This is a genomic window from Rubrivirga sp. (genome assembly GCF_049648075.1).
In the GTDB taxonomy this organism is placed as follows: Bacteria; Bacteroidota; Rhodothermia; order Rhodothermales; family Rubricoccaceae; genus Rubrivirga.
Genome location: NZ_JBARYR010000217.1, coordinates 1 through 15,996, shown reverse-complemented (window position 1 = coordinate 15,996; position 15,996 = coordinate 1). Strand labels below are relative to the sequence as shown.

The following is a 15,996-nucleotide window of genomic DNA, read 5'->3' as shown; positions in this document are numbered from 1 at the left end:
CTCGAGGACGGGTCCGGCCGACGGCACGCGCGGGGCGCCGACCTCGAAGGACAGGCCCAGCCCGTTCTCGGCCAGCGCGCGCTTGACGACGGCCTTGACGACAGCGTAGACGCCGCGGTCGTCATCGAACTTCACCTCCGTCTTGGTCGGGTGGACGTTGACGTCGACGTGGCGCGGGTCGACGTCGAGGAAGACGGCGAACAGCGGATGGTGGCGGTCGGGCAAGAGCGCCCCGAACGCGCCGGCGATCGCGTGCTCGACCTGGCGGCTCTTGACGTAGCGGCCGTTGACGAAGACGTATTGCTCGCCCCGGCTCTTCCTCGCCCTCGAGGGCTGGGCGATCACACCTCGAACCGAGAGGTAGCTCATCGCCTCCTCAACGGGGACCAGAGTGCCCTCCAAGCCACCACCCGTGAGCGCTCCGAGTCGCTCCGCCAGAGCGTCCGACTCGGCGGCCGCCAGGCGCCAGACCTCCGTGTCGTCGTGGACCAGCGAGAACGCGACGGTCGGGTGCGACAGCGCTAGGGCCTGGAAGGCCTCGACCAAGTGCTTGAACTCGGTCGCGGGGCTCTTGAGGAAGGCCCGTCGCGCCGGCACGTTGTAGAACAGGTTGCGGACCGAGATCGTTGTCCCCTCGGGCGCGCCGCACGGCTCGGCCGCCACCAACTCGCCGCCCTCGACGCGGACGCACGTCCCAGCGTCGTCCTGCCGGCGGCGCGTTTTCAACTCGACCTGGGCGACGGACGCGATCGAGGCCAGGGCTTCACCGCGGAATCCCAAGGTTCTCAGCCGCTCGAGGTCGTCGAAGTCGCGGAGCTTGCTCGTCGCGTGGCGCCCGAAGCTGGCCGCCGCGTCGGTTGGCCCCATGCCGCACCCGTCGTCGGCGACCTGGATCAGCTCGGACCCGGCTCGCTTGAGCGTGACGTCGACGCGGGACGCGCCGGCATCGAGGGCGTTCTCGATCAGTTCCTTGAGCGCGTTCGCCGGCCGCTGCACGACCTCGCCCGCCGCGATCTTGCTCGCGAGCGTGTCGGGAAGTGGCAGGATCAGGCCGTCAGCGCCGTCGGTCATAGCCTATCCGAAGAACCACCCGCTGAACGCGGCGACGCGTTCGGAGATGGCCTCGATGTTCGAGTAGAGGTAGAACACCGCAACGAGCGTCAGCCCGACGGCGATGAACGCGGGCTGTTTCGTGGTCCGCGTCCGGCGCTCGCTCGGTTTGACGAACTGGAGCTGGCGTTTCCGACGTGCGTCCTGATCGGGATCGAAGAACCGAGGGTTGTAGTCGAACCCTCGAGGACGGGCCATCTTTCCGTTTCTAAATCCGAGCATGGCAGTCTGAGGCGGTGCCGGAAGGTAACGAGCCGGGCGTCTGACTCGTGCCGGTGCAGGATCGTGCCCGCAGGTGACACACGTGGGTCATCGACCTCGAGGACGGACCTCGTCGCTGTCCGTCGCGTTGTCGCCCCATGCTCACCCTCGGGATCGACACCGCCACCGACGTCTGCGCCGTCGCTGTCCTCGATGACGACCGTCTGCTCGCGCGCTCCTCCCTCTTCGTCTCGCGCTCCCACGGCACGAGGCTGGCGATGTTAATCCGAGAGCAGTTCGCCCACGCGCGCAAGCGGCCGTCCGACCTCGAGGCCGTCGCGGTGTCGTCTGGACCGGGCTCCTACACCGGTCTCCGGATCGGGATGAGCACGGCGAAAGGGCTGGCCGTGTCCACGGGCTGCTCGTTCGTCGCGGTCCCGACCCTCGCCGCGCTCGCGCACGGCTGCCACGGACTGGTCGCCGTTGTCTTGCCCTCGAGGCGAGGCGAGGTGTACGCGGCGGTCTACCAGGACGGCCTCGAGGTCAAACCCGCCGCCGCCCTCGAGGTCGACGCCGTCGAGGAGTGGCTCCCCAGCGACCTCGATGCGATCGGGGGACCTGGCGCGGGGCGACTCGGTCACGTCCGCCCTGAGCTCGCGCGGCTGTCTCTCGTGGCCTCAGGCGAATCCGTGGCCCGCCTCGGCCGGAGCGCCCTCGAGGACGGAGGTCCGCAGGATCCGGCGACGGCGGAGCCCGTCTACCTCAAGGCCGTCGCGGTCTCTCGGCCCCGCGGTATCTTCGCCCCCTGACTCTGGCGGCACGGCCGCACCTCTCTATGGCCTGGTTCAAGCGGCAGTCGGCCAACATCAAGACGGACCGGAGCGACCGGAACGACACGCCCGAGGGGTACTGGCTTAACTGTCCCGAGTGCGGGACCATCACGAGCCAGCGCGACCTCGAGGAGAACCTGCTGGTGTGCCCCGAGTGCGGCCACCACTACCCGATGTCGGGGCTGGGCTACCTCCAGCTCCTGTTCGACCAGGGCCGGTTTGCGCGTCACGACGCACACCTCCACTCCGTCGACCCACTCGACTTCGTCGACCGCAAGGCCTACCCAGACCGGATCGTCGCCGCCGAGAAGAAGACGGACCTCAACGACGCCGCCGTAAGCGGCACCGGAACGATCGGTGGCCACCCGGCTTCGGTCGCGGCCATGGACTTCACCTTCATTGGCGGATCGATGGGCTCGGTCGTCGGCGAGACCATCGCCCGAGCCGTACGGCGTGCCACCGACGAGGACCGGGCGTGCATCGTCGTTAGCCAGTCGGGCGGTGCCAGGATGATGGAGGGCGCACTCTCCCTCATGCAGATGGCGAAGACAAGTGCCAACCTCGCGGTTCTCGCCGAAAGAGGGCTCCCCTTCGTCTCGATCCTGACGCACCCGACGACCGGCGGCGTCACCGCGTCCTTCGCGATGCTGGGCGACCTCAACATCGCCGAGCCCAACGCCCTCATCGGCTTCGCCGGGCCGAGGGTGATCCGCGAGACCATCGGCCGCGACCTGCCCAAGGGGTTCCAAACGGCCGAGTTTCTGGTCGAGCGTGGGTTCGTGGACAAGATCGTCCCCCGAGGTCAGATGCGGGAATCCATCTCCCACCTGTTCGACCTGTTGATGGAGCCGGCCCCTGTCGAGCCCGTCCCCGTGTTCTTGGAAGAGAACGGCCGGAGCAGCTAGCACCGCCGGCCCCGGGGACCTCCTCGAGGACGAGGTCGCTCCTACCCTCGCTGCACGGCGTTGCGCGTGTCGACGATCCGCGTCGCCACACTCTGAACCCGAGACCAGTCGTACGACGAGTGGTCGGTCACGATCACGACGCAGTCGGCCCGGCGAAGGCCGTCCTCGAGGTCGGCGACCGACGTCATCGCAACCCCGTGGTGGCTGAACGCTGGGACGTAGGGGTCGTGGTAGAGGACGTCGGCTCCTTTCTCCTGCAACAAGCTGATGATGTCGAGTGCCGGGCTCTCCCGAATGTCTTGGATGTCTCGCTTGTACGCGACGCCGAGGACCAGGACGGTCGAGCCGTTGACGGCCTTTCCGCCCTCGTTGAGCGCGTCCTGGACCTTCTGCACCCACCACGTCGGCATGGACGTGTTGACCTCGCTCGCGAGGTCGATAAACCGAGCGGTGTAGTTCAGCGCCTTCATCCGCCACGAGAGGTAGAGCGGGTCGATCGGTATGCAATGTCCGCCGAGGCCGGGCCCGGGGGTGAACTTCATGAACCCAAACGGCTTCGTCGCGGCCGCCTCGACGACCTCCCACGCGTCCAGGCCGAGCTTGTCGCACATCAGGAGCACCTCGTTGACGAGCCCGATGTTGACGGAGCGGAACGTGTTCTCGAGGAGCTTGACCATCTCGGCCGCCTCGGGGCTCGAGACGGGCACCAAGCTCTCGATCGCGAGTCCGTAGACCGCCGTCGCTACGTCCGTGCACGTCGGCGTAACGCCGCCCAAGACCTTGGGGGTGTTCTTGGTCGTCCAGTCGTCGCGGCCGGGGTCCACGCGCTCGGGGCTGAAGGCGAGGAACACGTCGTTCCCGACGGTCAAGCCGGTGCTCTCGAGCTCCGGTTGGATGACCTCGCGCGTCGTGCCGGGGTACGTCGTGCTCTCGAGCACCACCACTTGCCCGGCGCGGACGTACCGCGCCACCTGCTCCGTCGCCGCTGATATGTAGGAGGTGTCGGGGTCTCGGGTTTTGCCAAGCGGAGTCGGGACGCATATCGAGATCGCGTCCACGTCGGCTAGCGCCTGAAACTCCGTCGTCCCACGCAGCCGGCCACTCTCGACGACGGCCGCGAGCCGTTCACTCGGGATGTCCTCGACGTAGCTCTCGCCGCGGTTCAACGCCTCCATCCGGTCCTCGCTGATGTCGATCCCGACGACGTCGAGACCGGCTTCGGCGAACACGACAGCGAGCGGCAGGCCCACGTACCCCATCCCGACGATGGCGAACCGGACCGACCGGTCGCTGACCTGATCAAGAATCGCCTGGGCGGCGGATGGCGGGGGGACCATAAGGTTTGCTAATGGGAGCGAGCGCCCGGGAGGAGCGACGCGAGGTAGCGACCGTAGTCGTTGGCGTGGTAGCGGGCTGAGAGCGCCTCGAGGTCGGCGGCAGTGATCCACCCTTGCTCGTAGGCGATCTCTTCGGGGCACGCGATCTTTTGGCCTTGTCGCGTCTCGATGGTCTCGACAAACGCGCCCGCTTGCAGCAAGCTTTCGTGGGTACCGGTGTCGAGCCAGGCGTATCCTCGTCCCATGACCTCGACGTGGAGGCTGCCCTCCTTGAGGTAGTGGCGGTTGACGTCCGAGATCTCGTACTCCCCCCTCTCCGACGGCTCGAGACCGGCCGCGACCTCGAGGACGCCGTTGTCGTAGAAGTACAGTCCGGTCACGGCGACCCGCGACTGGGGCCGAGCGGGTTTTTCCTCGATGTCAACGGGGCGACCGTCGTCGCCGAACGAGACGACCCCGTACCGCTCGGGGTCGGCAACCTGGTAGCCGAACACGGTCGCTCCAGACGCGCGGCCGGCGGCTCGCGCGAGCAGTTCGTTGAGTCCGGCGCCGTAGAAGATGTTGTCACCCAGAACCAACGCGACCCTGTCCGATCCCACGAACTCGCGGCCGATCACAAACGCTTGAGCAAGGCCGTCGGGCGAGGGTTGCTCCGCGTACCGGAGCGACATCCCCCACTGCCCTCCGTCGCCAAGAAGACGTCGAAACGCCGGGAGGTCCTCCGGGGTCGAGATGACGAGGACGTCGCGGATGCCCGCTAGCATGAGCACGCTCAGCGGGTAGTACACCATCGGCTTGTCATAGACAGGGAGGAGCTGCTTGCTCACTCCTTGTGTAATCGGGTAGAGGCGGGTACCCGAGCCCCCGGCGAGGACGATTCCTTTCACGCCTCCCCCCTTTTTGTGACGGCGGCGCACCAGGACTCGTTCTGGAGGTACCAGTCGACCGTCTTCGCGAGCCCACTCTCGAACGACTCGCGAGGACGCCACCCCAGCTCGCTGGTGATCTTGGAGGCATCGATGGCGTAGCGCCAGTCGTGGCCGGGCCGGTCCCCGACGAACGTTATGAGCTGACTGTGAGGGGCGCCGGCCGGACGGCGCTCATCGAGGACGGCGCAGATGGAACGGACGACCTCGAGGTTGCTCCGCTCGCAGCTCCCCCCGACAGCGTAAGTCTCGCCGGGGCGCCCACCCTCGAGGACGGCGCAGAGCGCGCGGACATGGTCCTCAACGTAGAGCCAATCTCGCACGTTGTCGCCCGTGCCATAGACCGGGATAGGTTCGCCAGCTAGAGCTTTCGTGATGACCACGGGGATGAGCTTCTCCGGGTACTGGTACGGACCGTAGTTGTTCGAGCAGTTCGTGACCAGTGTCGGGAGCCCGTACGTGTGGTGCCACGCGCGGACGAAGTGGTCAGCCGAGGCCTTCGAGGCCGAATACGGAGATCGTGGATCGTACGCCGTCGTCTCGGTGAACCGTCCCGAGTCTCCGAGCGCGCCGTAGACCTCGTCGGTCGAGACGTGGACAAACCGGAAGGCCTGGCGGTCGGCGGCCTCGAGGGTAGTCCAGTACGCACGAGCGGCCTCGAGCAGCGTATAGGTCCCGATCACGTTGGTCCCGACGAACGCTCCGGGCCCGTCGATCGAGCGGTCCACGTGGCTCTCGGCCGCGAGGTGGACTACGGCCGCGGGGCGGTATTGTCCGAACAAACGCCTGACCTCTTCGGCGTCGCGGACGTCGACGTGCTCGAACGTGTATCTCGGATCGTCCTCGACGGAGGCGACAGAGGCTCGATGCCCCGCGTAGGTAAGCGAGTCCACGTTGACGACCGGCGTCCCCCGGGCGACGAGGTGGCGGACGACGGCGGACCCGATAAACCCCGCGCCGCCGGTAACCAGGACGGGTCGGTCGCTCATGAGCAGCGTTTGATAGGTCAGGTAGGACCACGAGGCCCCGCGACGTGTGATCACCGGTCGACGCCGTCGGCCGGCCTCGAGGAGGCGTGGACGTGCCGTAGCCCAGCGCGGATGTGCAAGGGTACTCGACGGCCGCGGTCGACCCCGACAAGTCCCGTTGAAAAGAGTCCGCGTCCTGGGTACTCGGAGGACTACGCGGTGACGGGCTCCGCGCGGACCACCTCGAGGTCAGAGCGGACCATCTCGTCTGCGAGCTCCTCGACGCTCACCGTCGGCGTCCATCCCAGCTCGCGCTCGGCCTTCGACGGGTCGCCCAGGAGCAGCTCGACCTCCGTCGGCCGGTAGTACGCCGGGTCGACTTCGAGGACGACCTCGCCGCTGTCCGTCCGGCGCGCGACTTCCTGCTCGCCCTCGCCCTCGAACGCGACCTCGAGGCCGGCGGCTTTGAACGCCATCCGGCAGAAGTCGCGGACGGTCGTCGTCTTGCCGGTCGCGAGCACCCAGTCGTCCGGCGTCTCGTGCTGGACGATCCGCCACATCCCCTCGACGTAGTCCCTCGCGTGGCCCCAGTCGCGCTTGGCGTCGAGGTTGCCGAGGTACACCCGGTCCTGGAGCCCGAGCGAGATCCGAGCGGCGGCGCGCGTGATCTTCCGCGTCACGAACGTCTCGCCGCGGCGGGGGCTCTCGTGGTTGAACAGGATCCCGTTCGAGGCGTGCATCCCGTAGGCCTCGCGGTAGTTGACCGCGATCCAGTACGCGTAGAGCTTGGCCACGCCGTACGGCGAGCGCGGGTAGAACGGCGTCGTCTCCGACTGCGGCGTCTCGACGACTTTCCCGTATAACTCGGACGTGGACGCCTGGTAGAACCGGCAGTCCTCCAAGCCGAGGATCCGTAGCGCCTCCAAGATTCGCAGCGTCCCGATCCCGTCGGCGTTGGCCGTGTACTCGGGCGTGTCGAACGAGACGGCCACGTGGCTCATGGCCGCCAGGTTGTAGATCTCGTCCGGTTGGACCTCCTGGACGAGCCGGATCAGGTTGGTCGAGTCCGTCAGGTCCCCGTAGTGCATCCGAAACCGGACGTCGTCCTCGTGGGGGTCTTGGTAAAGGTGATCGACGCGCTTGGTGTTGAACGAGCTCGCGCGGCGCTTGAGGCCGTGGACCTCGTATCCCTTGTCGAGCAGGAGCTCGGCGAGGTACGAGCCGTCCTGGCCCGTGACGCCCGTGATGAACGCGCGCTTGCGGCGCGTCTTCGGCGAGCCGTTGGGAGGGGTCTGAGAGTCAGTCACGGTGCGGATACAGTAGTGTCGAGAAACCAGCGGTACGTCGATTCGATGCCCTCGCGAAGCGGGGTCTGGGCCGACCACCCGATTGTGTTGAGGCGCGAGACGTCCATCAGCTTGCGAGGCGTCCCGTCCGGCTTGGAAGGATCCCACAAGATGGGGTTCTCAGAGCCGACGACGTCGCGCACGAGTTCGGCGAGGTCGAGGATGGACAGGTCTTCCCCCACCCCAACGTTGATCAGCCCGTCAGGAGCCGCTTGCCTGAACGTGGACTCCTCGACCTCGAGGGCGAAGAGGACGGCACTCGCGAGGTCGTCGGCGTGCAGGAACTCGCGCTTTGGTGAGCCGCTTCCCCAGAGCGGGACAGAGGCCCCCGCGCCCTCTTGCTTCGCCTCGTGGAACTTGCGGATCAGGGCTGGCAGCACGTGGCTCGTCTCGAGGTCGAAGTTGTCGCCGGGTCCGTACAGGTTGGTCGGCATCAGGCTCACGAAGTCGTCTCCGTGCTGACGGTGGAACGACTCGGCCATCTCGAGCGCCGCGATCTTCGCGATCGCGTAGGGCCGGTTGGTCGGTTCGAGCGGGCCTGTGAGCAGGTGTTCCTCTCTCATAGGCTGCGGCGCCATCTTCGGATAGATGCACGACGAGCCGAGGTTGACGAGCCGCCCCTTCGTCCCCACGCCGTGGTCGTGCGCCGACTGGATCACGTTCGTGGCGATCGCCAGGTTGTCGGCGATAAAGTCGGCCGGGTAGTCGCGGTTGGCGAGGATCCCGCCCACCTTCGCCGCCGCTAGGACGACCGCCGTCGGCTGCGTCTCGCGGAACAGGTCGTCGACGGCGTCGCCATCGCGGAGGTCGACCTCGGAGCTCGTCCGAGCGATCAGGTTCGTGTATCCAGCGGCCTCGAGGGCGCGGACGACGGCCGACCCGACCAGACCTCTATGGCCGGCCACGTAGATCGGATCGTCGGTGTGAGTTAGGTGCACGCGATGGGAAGCGGAGAGCGCTAGGATAGTGAGCTATCCGACCTCCGATATCGGGTTGTCGGCAAGAGGAGTTAATAGGTCTCCGGGACCGCGCAGAGAGCGAGACCGGACGTCCTCGACGGCGACGCCCCCCCTCGCACTGGGACCTCGGCCTCGAGAAGGTGAGCGGCCTAGCGACGAAGAACCTCCGACAACGAATCGCCAACGTCCGGAGGACTCGTCCAGCGTCCTGCTCGAGGACGGGCCGAGGACGACGACCAGCCGGCCGGCGACCATCGCGTAGGTATTGCTCGGAACGAGCATCCCCTCCACGGCGGGCGCCGTCGACACCAGATCGACATCCGCGGCGCTCAGCATCGCCGACAAGTCCTGGCGCGGTCGGAACGGCAAGAGCCGCACGTTCGATAGCGCTCGGCGGCAGACCCCGTCCTCGAGGGCAGCCCACCTCATCCCGTTGCCAAAAGATCGGAAAACAGCCACCGGGTCGTGACTGATCATCTTGTGAGCGCCATCGAGAACGGCGCCGAACGGGTGTGCGAGCCCGACGGCATCCGCGTGGGTCACGACGAACCGACTCTCGAGGTCGTGCTCGGCCCGAAGCCGGGACGCCCCCTGGGGTCTGAGCGACGTCCTCGAGCGACCAGTTCGAAACGACCTCGAGGCGGCCCGAGGACACGACTTGGCCGAGGCGCCCTGCCATCTCCGGCCGATGGCGACGACGGCGTCGTGGCGAGCGAGTGCTCGGTCGGCGCGGCATCGAGACCATGGGGCCGTCCTCGAGGGCGCCCAGCGCGACGGCGATATCGGCACAGACATCGTGGTACCGCTGGACGACGGGCGCTAATGCGATGCGTCCGAGGGTCGGCCCCGCCAAGAAGCCGAGCGGCGGATCGGCCAGGGTGAGGATTAGGTCGGCGGGCATCTGCCTCGCTCGTTGCCTGGCTAGGGCCATGAGCCAGGCCACCGAGCCCGCAGCGTGTCGGGCGCAACGCGTCGCCTCGGCACGGTCCACCAAAACGTCACCGCCGGTATGGAAGACTGTCGCTTCGCGTAGCTGAGACACGCGCGTCGGCGGCTCAGCAGGGCCGGTCACGACCTCGATGCTCCATCCGTCGGACGCGAGGAACTGGCAGACCTCTTGAAGGAAGACGCCTGTCGCGCCGCATGCGGGAGGGTTAACGGCGTTGACGACGAGCAGTTGGCGTGACGCGTACGGTCGAGGTAGATACAGAGCCACCGTCAGAAGACGAGGGCTCCCAGGACCACGCCTGAGAGCCCCCGATCGGTGCCCGAGACTGGAATCGAACCAGCACTCCCGTAAAGGAACACGACCCTGAATCGTGCGCGTCTACCAATTCCGCCACTCGGGCAACGGAACCGGAATCTAGCCCGACCTCGAGGGCGCTTTCATCGAGGTCCGCGTCTCCACGCCATTTGCACCGTCCACATCCGGCCCGCGCTAACCTCCGAGTCGTCGCCGTTCGCCCCTCCCCCATCGACCCTCGCATGACGCTCCGACACACCGCACTCCTGCTCGCCGCCCTCTTCGGCCTCGAGGCCGCCGCTCAGCGCGTCCAGCCGTACCCCGTGATGCCGCCGCCACAGTTCCTGCGCGCCGTCGAGGCCGGGACGCGGACGGCTACCGGCGAGCCCGGCCCCGACTACTGGCAGAACCGCGCCGACTACGTCATCGACGCGCGCTTGGACGCCGACACCCGGACGCTCTCCGCGACCGGCACGGTCACCTACACTAACAACTCGCCGGACGACCTCGAACACCTCGTCCTCAAGCTGCGCCAAAACGTCCACGCGGAGGGCGTACCGCGCAACCGGCCCGTCGCCGTCACCGGTGGGATCGACCTCGGACGCCTCGCCGCAGGGGGCTCCGACCTCGAGGACGTGACCGTCGAGGACACGGCGGGCAGCTACCAGGGCTCCGTCGAGCCCGGCCAGTACACCGTCCAGGGCACCATCCTGACGCTCGCCCTCGAGGACGCGCTGAGGTCGGGTGAGAGCATCGACCTCGAGGTCGAGTGGTCGTTCATGGTACCGCCGCACACGGGCTCGTACCGCCAGGGGACCGACGGCGAGGTGTTCTACCTCGGCTACTGGTACCCGACTGTGGCGGTCTACGACGACGTCTGGGGGTGGCACGTCGATCCGTACCTCGGCATGGGCGAGCACTACCTCGAGTTCGGCGACTTCGTCGTCTTGCTCGACGCGCCGGCCGACATGCTGGTCTACGCGACCGGCGAGCACACCAACGCCGACGACGTGTTCACGGCGCGGACCAACCAGCGGCTCGCGCAAGCCATGACGAGTGACGACGTCGTCTCGGTGGTCGGCGCCGGAGAGCACGCGACCTCGATGACGCCGACCGACGACGGCCGCCGCGTCTGGACGTTCGAGTCCGACGAGGTCCGCGACGTCGCGGTCTCGGCCTCGGCCGCCTACGTTTGGGATGCGACCCACGCCGACGTAGACCAGGACGGCGACGGGACCGACGAGGCGGTCTTGATCAACGCGTTCTACCGCCCGGCCGGCGAGAGCCCGTACGACGCGCCGTGGGAGCGCTCGGCCGAGTTCTCCCGGTTCTCGATCGAGCATCTATCGGAGATGCTGTGGCCCTACCCGTGGCCCCACATGACGGCCGTCGAGGGCATCATCGGAGGCGGCATGGAGTACCCGATGATGACGCTGATCGGCGGCGACCGGACCGACGCGCGGCTTTTCTCGGTCACCTACCACGAGATCGCCCACATGTGGTACCCGATGATGGTCGGGACCGACGAGAAGTCGTTTACCTGGATGGACGAGGGGCTGACGTCGTTCAACACGAACGAGGGCATCGACGCCTTCTGGGACGGCTCGGCACCGAACCGGGAGAAAATCGAGGCGTGGGACCGCGGTCGACAGTCGCACTACTTCCTTGCCGGGACCGGCTACGCGGTCGCCCCGATGCGCCACAACGACCGCTATCCGATCGGCGGCGGCACGCGACAGGTCGACGCCGTCGGCGGCAGCGCACGCGGCGTCGCGTCGTACTCGACGCCAGCCGTCGCGCTCAATGCCCTGAGAGGCATCTACGGCCAGAACGCCTTCTTCGGCGCCTTCAACGAGTACGGGCAGCGGTGGATGAACAAACACCCGTACCCCTACGACCTGTTCAGCACCTTCGAGGACGAGCTTGGGGACGACCTCGATTGGTTCTGGACGCCGACGTTCTTCGATACGTGGACCGTCGACCACGCCGTCCTCGAGGTCGAGCGCACGGAGGACGGGGCCGTCGCCGTGGCCATCGAGGACCGTGGGATGGCACCCATGCCGGCCCCCGTCCGCGTGACCTACGCCGACGGCCGCACGGAGGACCGGACAGTCCCTGTGCAGACGTGGCTCGACGGCGAGACTCGGGCGTACCTCGGGTTCACGCCCGGCGAGGTGGTCCGCGTCGAGATCGACCCGGACACGTTCGTCCTCGACGTGGACCGGACCAACAACGTCTGGACGCCGAGCAACGAGTAGCCGCCCTCGAGGGCGCGCCTGGCGACCGGATTACTCAGGCGCGTCCGCCCTCGAGGGTGAGTCCAGACGCTCGACCCAGCACTCAGACCCCCCGTGCGTTGGTGCTTCGCTCCGACACTCTGTGAGCGCGCGGTTTATGGCGTCCTCGGCCGACGCATACCCGTACGAGTACCCCCAGAAATACGGCCCCTCGCGACGAGATTCTGGGCCACGAAGACCGGCGGAAAGCGCCCGCCACCCGTCCAGGGTTTCGTACTCGAGGACGACCTGAGGGTGGCGCCCGGCGAAGTCGTACAACCGGAACGGCGGCGAGGATCTCATCTCGAGCGGAAGCGGGCGCCGGTCGGCGCCGTCGACCTCGAACACGACCCGGTACGCCCCCGACCCGTTGGCCGAGACGACACGGCGAAGAAAGTACGGAACGAGCCGCAGGTGCGACACCGCGACGCCCTCAGACTCGGGGAGCGGGAGGAATGCGGGATCGATCCCGCACCCCAGCGAGTCGGCCAGAACCCACACACCGCCACTCAGCTTTTGAGTCTCCGAGGGACACGGGAAAAACTGGGTGCCGGGCCGATGGACGATGGTGACCCAGAATCCGGCGTCGGCGTCGGTCGGGATCGGAGCGATCGCGTAACTCTCACGGCTGACCGAGACCTCCATCAACGGCCCGTCGTGGGGCGGAGGCTCCTCGAAGGTCGGCGGTCGCAACTCCGGGAGGGTCGGGAGATCCAGCGGGAGGGCGAGCGTGTCGGGAGGCTGGGCGGCGGCAGCAAAAGCCACGGCCGCGAACAGGCAAAGAGGTCGGATCACGACGAGCAGGTGAAGCACACATACTTCTATGTGTACTCCTACACGAAGGTCCGACGGGGCCACGCCATGCGCCTCTCCGATCCCCGTCCTCGAGACCGACTAGAAATGACGAAAGCGACCTCGAGGTCGCTTTCTAAATGCGGAGGCGCCCCGGGGAGGATTTGAACCTCCGACACCCTGATTAACAGTCAGGTGCTCTAACCCCTGAGCTACCGAGGCGGGGTCCCGCGAACGGGAACGCCGAAAGTAGAGCCCGCCGACGCCACCGTGCAATCGGAGACGGCACCTATGGGACCCTTTCACGCCCTGTTCGCCGGGGGCCGACCTCGCTCAGCACCAACCAGCCCGCCGCGTCGTCCTCGAGGACGCGCGACCTCGAGGGCGAACCCTACGCGGCCAGCTTGTCGAGGTACATCGCACGCAGCTTCGACACCTTCGGTGCGATCACGGCCTGGCAGTACGGCTGGGCCGGGTTGCGGGCGTAGTAGTCCTGGTGGTAGTCCTCGGCCGGGTAGAACGTCTCGAGTGGCACGATCTCCGTCACGATGGGATCCGAAAAGATGCTCTCGGCCTCGAGGTCGGACTTCACCGACTCGGCCGACTCCCGCTGTTCGTCGGACGTGTAGTAGACGCCGGACCGGTACTGCGTGCCGCGGTCGCCGCCCTGGCGGTTGAGCGTCGTCGGGTCGTGGGTCGTGAAGAACACGACCAACAGGTCGTGGAGCGAGATCACGCCAGGATCGAAGGTGACCTCGACGACCTCGTTGTGGCCCGTCCGGCCGGTGCAGACCTCGCGATAGGTCGGGTTGGCGACGTGACCGTTGGCGTAGCCCGAGACGACACGCGTGACGCCCTCCAAGGGCTTCATGACGGCCTCGACGCACCAAAAGCAGCCGCCGCCCAGGACGATAGAGTTCGTGGTTGACATAGTTGACGGAACAGGTTCGTGTGCGGGATGGAACGCCGACCAGCAGACGAGGCTCCAAGAGGGCGACTTACCCTCCCACTTTCGCCGCCCTCGATGGCCCCCGACCTCTCCCGCGTCCGCGTCCGCCTCATCCAGATCCGCGACAACCCGGACGTGCTGACCGAGGAACGGGAGAGCTTCCGCGAGCGCGCCGCCCTCGAGGACGAGCAGATCGTGGCCACGAACGCCATCCGCGACCCGCTCACGCGTGACGTCTTGGAGGACGTGGACGCCGTTCTGATCGGGGGAGCCGGCGCGTACTCCGTGACCCAGACCTACGAGTGGACCCAGGACCTGATCGACCTGTGCCACGCCTGCGCCGACCTCGAGGTCCCCCTCTTCGGCTCGTGCTGGGGCCACCAGATGATCGGGCGGGCGTTCGGGGGCGAGGTCGTCAACGACCCGTCCAAGTCGGAGATGGGGACGCACCGCGTCGACGTGACCGAGGCTGGACAGAGCGACCCGTTGTTTTCGACGCTTCCCTCACCCTTCTACGCACAGCAAGGGCACCAGGACCGCGTCTCGACACTGCCGCCGGGCGCGGTCGAGATCGCGACCAACGACCGGTCCTCGAACCAGGCGTTCCGCTTGGAGGGCCTGCCGATCTACGGCACCCAGTTCCACTCGGAGCTCAACGCTGAGACGGAACGCCAGCGGCTCATTGCCTACCGGAGCCACTACCCCGAGATGGCCGACGATGATGCCTTTCAGGCCGTCCTCGATGCGGTGCGCGACTCGCCCGACGCCGACGACCTGCTCCGCCGCTTCCTGCTCTTGTACGCCGTCGAGGGTGGAGCCGACGAGCTAGCGAGCCTGTAGTGACGCGTCGAGGTGCTGGCCGACGACGGTCTCGGACCAGAACGGCCCGCTCGGCATCACGAACCCGACGTGACCACCCTCCTCCGGAGCGAGCAGCGTCAGGTTCGGGTTCGCCTCGGCTTCCTCACGCGGAAAGCAGGACGACGACAGGAACGGATCGTCGAGGGCGTTGACCAAGAGCGTCGGCACCCCGATCTCGGGCAAGAGCGGCTTCGAGGACGCGCGCTCCCAGTAGTCCTGGGCGCTCTCGAAACCGTGGACGGGCGCCGTAAACGCGCCGTCGAACTCGGCGAACGACGTCATCCGAGCGACGCCGGCAGGATCAGGCGCGTCGACAAACCGGCTCGCCTTTTCCTCGACCTTGACGGTCAGCTTTTTGAGGAAGTACCGCATATAGATCCGCCGGCTCCACGCCTTCATCGTCTCCGCCGACGACGCCAGGTCGACCGGGACGGAGACGCCGGCGCCCGCGACGACGCGCGCATCGAGGTCGTCGCCTTGCTCCCCGAGCCAGCGCAGCGTCAGGTTGCCGCCCAGGCTGAACCCGACCACGGCGACCGTCTCGGCCCCTTGCGCGAGCACGTGCTGAGCGACGGCCTCGAGGTCCTCCGTCGCGCCGCTGTGGTAGGCGCGGAGCAGGCGGTTCGGCTCGCCGGAGCAGCCCCGCAGGTTCCACGCGCAGACGGCCCACCCGCGTCGGTGGAGCTCCTTCGCCATGCCGCGGACGTACGACCGATCCGTGCTCCCCTCCAAGCCGTGCGCGACGATCGCGACGTTTCGTCCTCGAGGCTGCCCGAGCCAGTCGAGGTCGAGAAAGTCGCCGTCCTCGAGGTCGATCCGCTCGCGGCGGTAGTGCACGCCGGGGACGCGGCGGAAGAGCGTCGGGTAGATGGTCTGGACGTGACCACTACGGAGCCAGACGGGCGGGCGGTATGGGGGGAAGTCGGGCGTCATGTCGAGTCGTCGGACGTGCGGCTCCGAGGGCGGGTCCGGGCACAAAAAAACGCCCCCCGCCGAGGCGAGAGGCGTTGCGCGCCGGGGAAGATTCGAACTCCCGACCTTCGCATCCGTAGTGCGACGCTCTATCCAGCTGAGCTACCGGCGCAGCGCGTACCCAAGGTACTGACCGTTGATCGTACGCCCGAGAGGATTCGAACCTCTGACCTCTTGATTCGTAGTCAAGCACTCTATCCAGCTGAGCTACGGGCGCAGGTGCTCCAAGATAGGAGAGGTCTCAGTGACCCCAGATGAAGACGGGCGGAACGTAGATCAGGGACCGTGAGATGAGCCGCCGCCGAGGAGGACCACCGTAGA

The 15,996-nt window shown here is 67.3% G+C and carries 15 protein-coding genes and 4 tRNA genes; 5 read left to right on the top strand and 14 right to left on the bottom strand.

Annotation, left to right across the window (positions count from 1 at the left end):
• Together mutL and WBA11_RS06315 are read right to left on the bottom strand one after the other, a co-directional pair.
• A partial coding sequence (gene mutL / locus WBA11_RS06320) for a DNA mismatch repair endonuclease MutL (protein ID WP_424519859.1) occupies nucleotides 1-1,071 on the bottom strand: 1,071 nt, incomplete at its 3' end.
• A gap of 3 nt (nucleotides 1,072-1,074) precedes the next feature.
• On the bottom strand, nucleotides 1,075-1,332 hold the full coding sequence (locus WBA11_RS06315) for a hypothetical protein (RefSeq protein WP_424519858.1): 258 nt from the start codon (nucleotides 1,330-1,332) through the stop codon (nucleotides 1,075-1,077).
• Nucleotides 1,333-1,469: 137 nt separating this feature from the next.
• On the opposite strand from WBA11_RS06315, the gene tsaB reads away from it, so the two are divergent.
• Nucleotides 1,470-2,120, top strand: coding sequence for a tRNA (adenosine(37)-N6)-threonylcarbamoyltransferase complex dimerization subunit type 1 TsaB (tsaB, locus tag WBA11_RS06310; RefSeq protein WP_424519857.1), 651 nt, complete (start codon nucleotides 1,470-1,472; stop codon nucleotides 2,118-2,120).
• Nucleotides 2,121-2,146: 26 nt separating this feature from the next.
• Nucleotides 2,147-3,046 (top strand): acetyl-CoA carboxylase, carboxyltransferase subunit beta, encoded by a 900-nt coding sequence (gene accD / locus WBA11_RS06305; protein ID WP_424519856.1) that lies wholly within the window; start codon nucleotides 2,147-2,149, stop codon nucleotides 3,044-3,046.
• A 41-nt stretch (nucleotides 3,047-3,087) separates the two neighbouring features.
• Here accD and WBA11_RS06300 read toward each other — a convergent pair whose 3' ends face one another.
• The 5 genes from WBA11_RS06300 to WBA11_RS06280 all read right to left on the bottom strand — a co-directional run bounded on the left by WBA11_RS06300 (nucleotide 3,088) and on the right by WBA11_RS06280 (nucleotide 8,561).
• Nucleotides 3,088-4,383 (bottom strand): nucleotide sugar dehydrogenase, encoded by a 1,296-nt coding sequence (locus tag WBA11_RS06300; protein ID WP_424519855.1) that lies wholly within the window; start codon nucleotides 4,381-4,383, stop codon nucleotides 3,088-3,090.
• Nucleotides 4,384-4,391: 8 nt separating this feature from the next.
• The gene (gene rfbA / locus WBA11_RS06295; protein WP_424519854.1) at nucleotides 4,392-5,270 is read right to left on the bottom strand and encodes a glucose-1-phosphate thymidylyltransferase RfbA; all 879 of its coding nucleotides are present in this window, start codon (nucleotides 5,268-5,270) and stop codon (nucleotides 4,392-4,394) included.
• Nucleotides 5,267-6,298 (bottom strand): dTDP-glucose 4,6-dehydratase, encoded by a 1,032-nt coding sequence (gene rfbB, locus WBA11_RS06290; RefSeq protein ID WP_424519853.1) that lies wholly within the window; start codon nucleotides 6,296-6,298, stop codon nucleotides 5,267-5,269. Before rfbB ends, rfbA begins: the two co-directional genes overlap by 4 nt.
• Before the next feature lie 191 nt (nucleotides 6,299-6,489).
• Nucleotides 6,490-7,584, bottom strand: coding sequence for a GDP-mannose 4,6-dehydratase (gene gmd, locus WBA11_RS06285; protein WP_424519852.1), 1,095 nt, complete (start codon nucleotides 7,582-7,584; stop codon nucleotides 6,490-6,492).
• Entirely contained in the window at nucleotides 7,581-8,561 is a 981-nt protein-coding gene (locus WBA11_RS06280; RefSeq protein ID WP_424519851.1) for a GDP-L-fucose synthase family protein, read from the bottom strand. The genes gmd and WBA11_RS06280 overlap by 4 nt, the downstream gene beginning before the upstream one ends.
• A gap of 679 nt (nucleotides 8,562-9,240) precedes the next feature.
• On the opposite strand from WBA11_RS06280, the gene WBA11_RS06275 reads away from it, so the two are divergent.
• Nucleotides 9,241-9,405: a hypothetical protein gene (locus WBA11_RS06275; protein WP_424519850.1), complete on the top strand. Its 165-nt coding sequence runs from the start codon at nucleotides 9,241-9,243 to the stop codon at nucleotides 9,403-9,405.
• A 442-nt stretch (nucleotides 9,406-9,847) separates the two neighbouring features.
• Here the strand turns inward: WBA11_RS06275 and WBA11_RS06270 are convergent.
• Nucleotides 9,848-9,931 (bottom strand) — tRNA-Leu (locus tag WBA11_RS06270).
• 136 nt (nucleotides 9,932-10,067) lie between these two features.
• Between WBA11_RS06270 and WBA11_RS06265 the strand changes: the two genes are divergently transcribed.
• The gene (locus WBA11_RS06265; protein ID WP_424519849.1) at nucleotides 10,068-12,083 is read left to right on the top strand and encodes a M1 family metallopeptidase; all 2,016 of its coding nucleotides are present in this window, start codon (nucleotides 10,068-10,070) and stop codon (nucleotides 12,081-12,083) included.
• Between the two features lie 30 nt (nucleotides 12,084-12,113).
• On the opposite strand, the gene WBA11_RS06260 is transcribed toward WBA11_RS06265, so the two are convergent.
• The 3 genes from WBA11_RS06260 to msrA all read right to left on the bottom strand — a co-directional run bounded on the left by WBA11_RS06260 (nucleotide 12,114) and on the right by msrA (nucleotide 13,824).
• Nucleotides 12,114-12,866, bottom strand: coding sequence for a hypothetical protein (locus WBA11_RS06260; protein WP_424519848.1), 753 nt, complete (start codon nucleotides 12,864-12,866; stop codon nucleotides 12,114-12,116).
• Nucleotides 12,867-13,042: 176 nt separating this feature from the next.
• Nucleotides 13,043-13,115 (bottom strand) — tRNA-Asn (locus WBA11_RS06255).
• Nucleotides 13,116-13,284: 169 nt separating this feature from the next.
• Nucleotides 13,285-13,824, bottom strand: a complete 540-nt coding sequence (msrA, locus tag WBA11_RS06250) for a peptide-methionine (S)-S-oxide reductase MsrA (RefSeq protein WP_424519847.1) — start codon at nucleotides 13,822-13,824, stop codon at nucleotides 13,285-13,287.
• Between the two features lie 93 nt (nucleotides 13,825-13,917).
• Here msrA and WBA11_RS06245 point away from each other — a divergent pair, with 93 nt between their 5' ends.
• Nucleotides 13,918-14,682 carry a type 1 glutamine amidotransferase gene (locus WBA11_RS06245; RefSeq protein ID WP_424519846.1) on the top strand — a complete coding sequence of 255 codons (765 nt, stop codon included), beginning with the start codon at nucleotides 13,918-13,920 and terminating at the stop codon, nucleotides 14,680-14,682.
• Here the strand turns inward: WBA11_RS06245 and WBA11_RS06240 are convergent.
• From WBA11_RS06240 to WBA11_RS06230, 3 genes are all read right to left on the bottom strand, one after another.
• Nucleotides 14,668-15,636, bottom strand: coding sequence for a YheT family hydrolase (locus WBA11_RS06240; RefSeq protein ID WP_424519845.1), 969 nt, complete (start codon nucleotides 15,634-15,636; stop codon nucleotides 14,668-14,670). The two genes, WBA11_RS06245 and WBA11_RS06240, sit on opposite strands and share 15 nt — an antisense overlap.
• Nucleotides 15,637-15,713: 77 nt before the next feature.
• Nucleotides 15,714-15,787: transfer RNA gene (locus WBA11_RS06235), tRNA-Arg, on the bottom strand.
• Between the two features lie 31 nt (nucleotides 15,788-15,818).
• Nucleotides 15,819-15,892, bottom strand: a tRNA-Arg gene (locus WBA11_RS06230).
• Nucleotides 15,893-15,996: the final 104 nt, after the last annotated feature.

Excerpts from the sequence above, each read along its gene's own strand:
- WBA11_RS06240 (WP_424519845.1), bottom strand. The coding sequence starts at position 15,636 with ATGACGCCCGACTTCCCCCCATACCGCCCGCCCGTCTGGCTCCGTAGT.
- WBA11_RS06300 (WP_424519855.1), bottom strand. The coding sequence starts at position 4,383 with ATGGTCCCCCCGCCATCCGCCGCCCAGGCGATTCTTGATCAGGTCAGC.
- accD (WP_424519856.1), top strand. The coding sequence starts at position 2,147 with ATGGCCTGGTTCAAGCGGCAGTCGGCCAACATCAAGACGGACCGGAGC.
- WBA11_RS06315 (WP_424519858.1), bottom strand. The coding sequence starts at position 1,332 with ATGCTCGGATTTAGAAACGGAAAGATGGCCCGTCCTCGAGGGTTCGAC.
- rfbB (WP_424519853.1), bottom strand. The coding sequence starts at position 6,298 with ATGAGCGACCGACCCGTCCTGGTTACCGGCGGCGCGGGGTTTATCGGG.
- msrA (WP_424519847.1), bottom strand. The coding sequence starts at position 13,824 with ATGTCAACCACGAACTCTATCGTCCTGGGCGGCGGCTGCTTTTGGTGC.
- WBA11_RS06265 (WP_424519849.1), top strand. The coding sequence starts at position 10,068 with ATGACGCTCCGACACACCGCACTCCTGCTCGCCGCCCTCTTCGGCCTC.
- tsaB (WP_424519857.1), top strand. The coding sequence starts at position 1,470 with ATGCTCACCCTCGGGATCGACACCGCCACCGACGTCTGCGCCGTCGCT.
- WBA11_RS06245 (WP_424519846.1), top strand. The coding sequence starts at position 13,918 with ATGGCCCCCGACCTCTCCCGCGTCCGCGTCCGCCTCATCCAGATCCGC.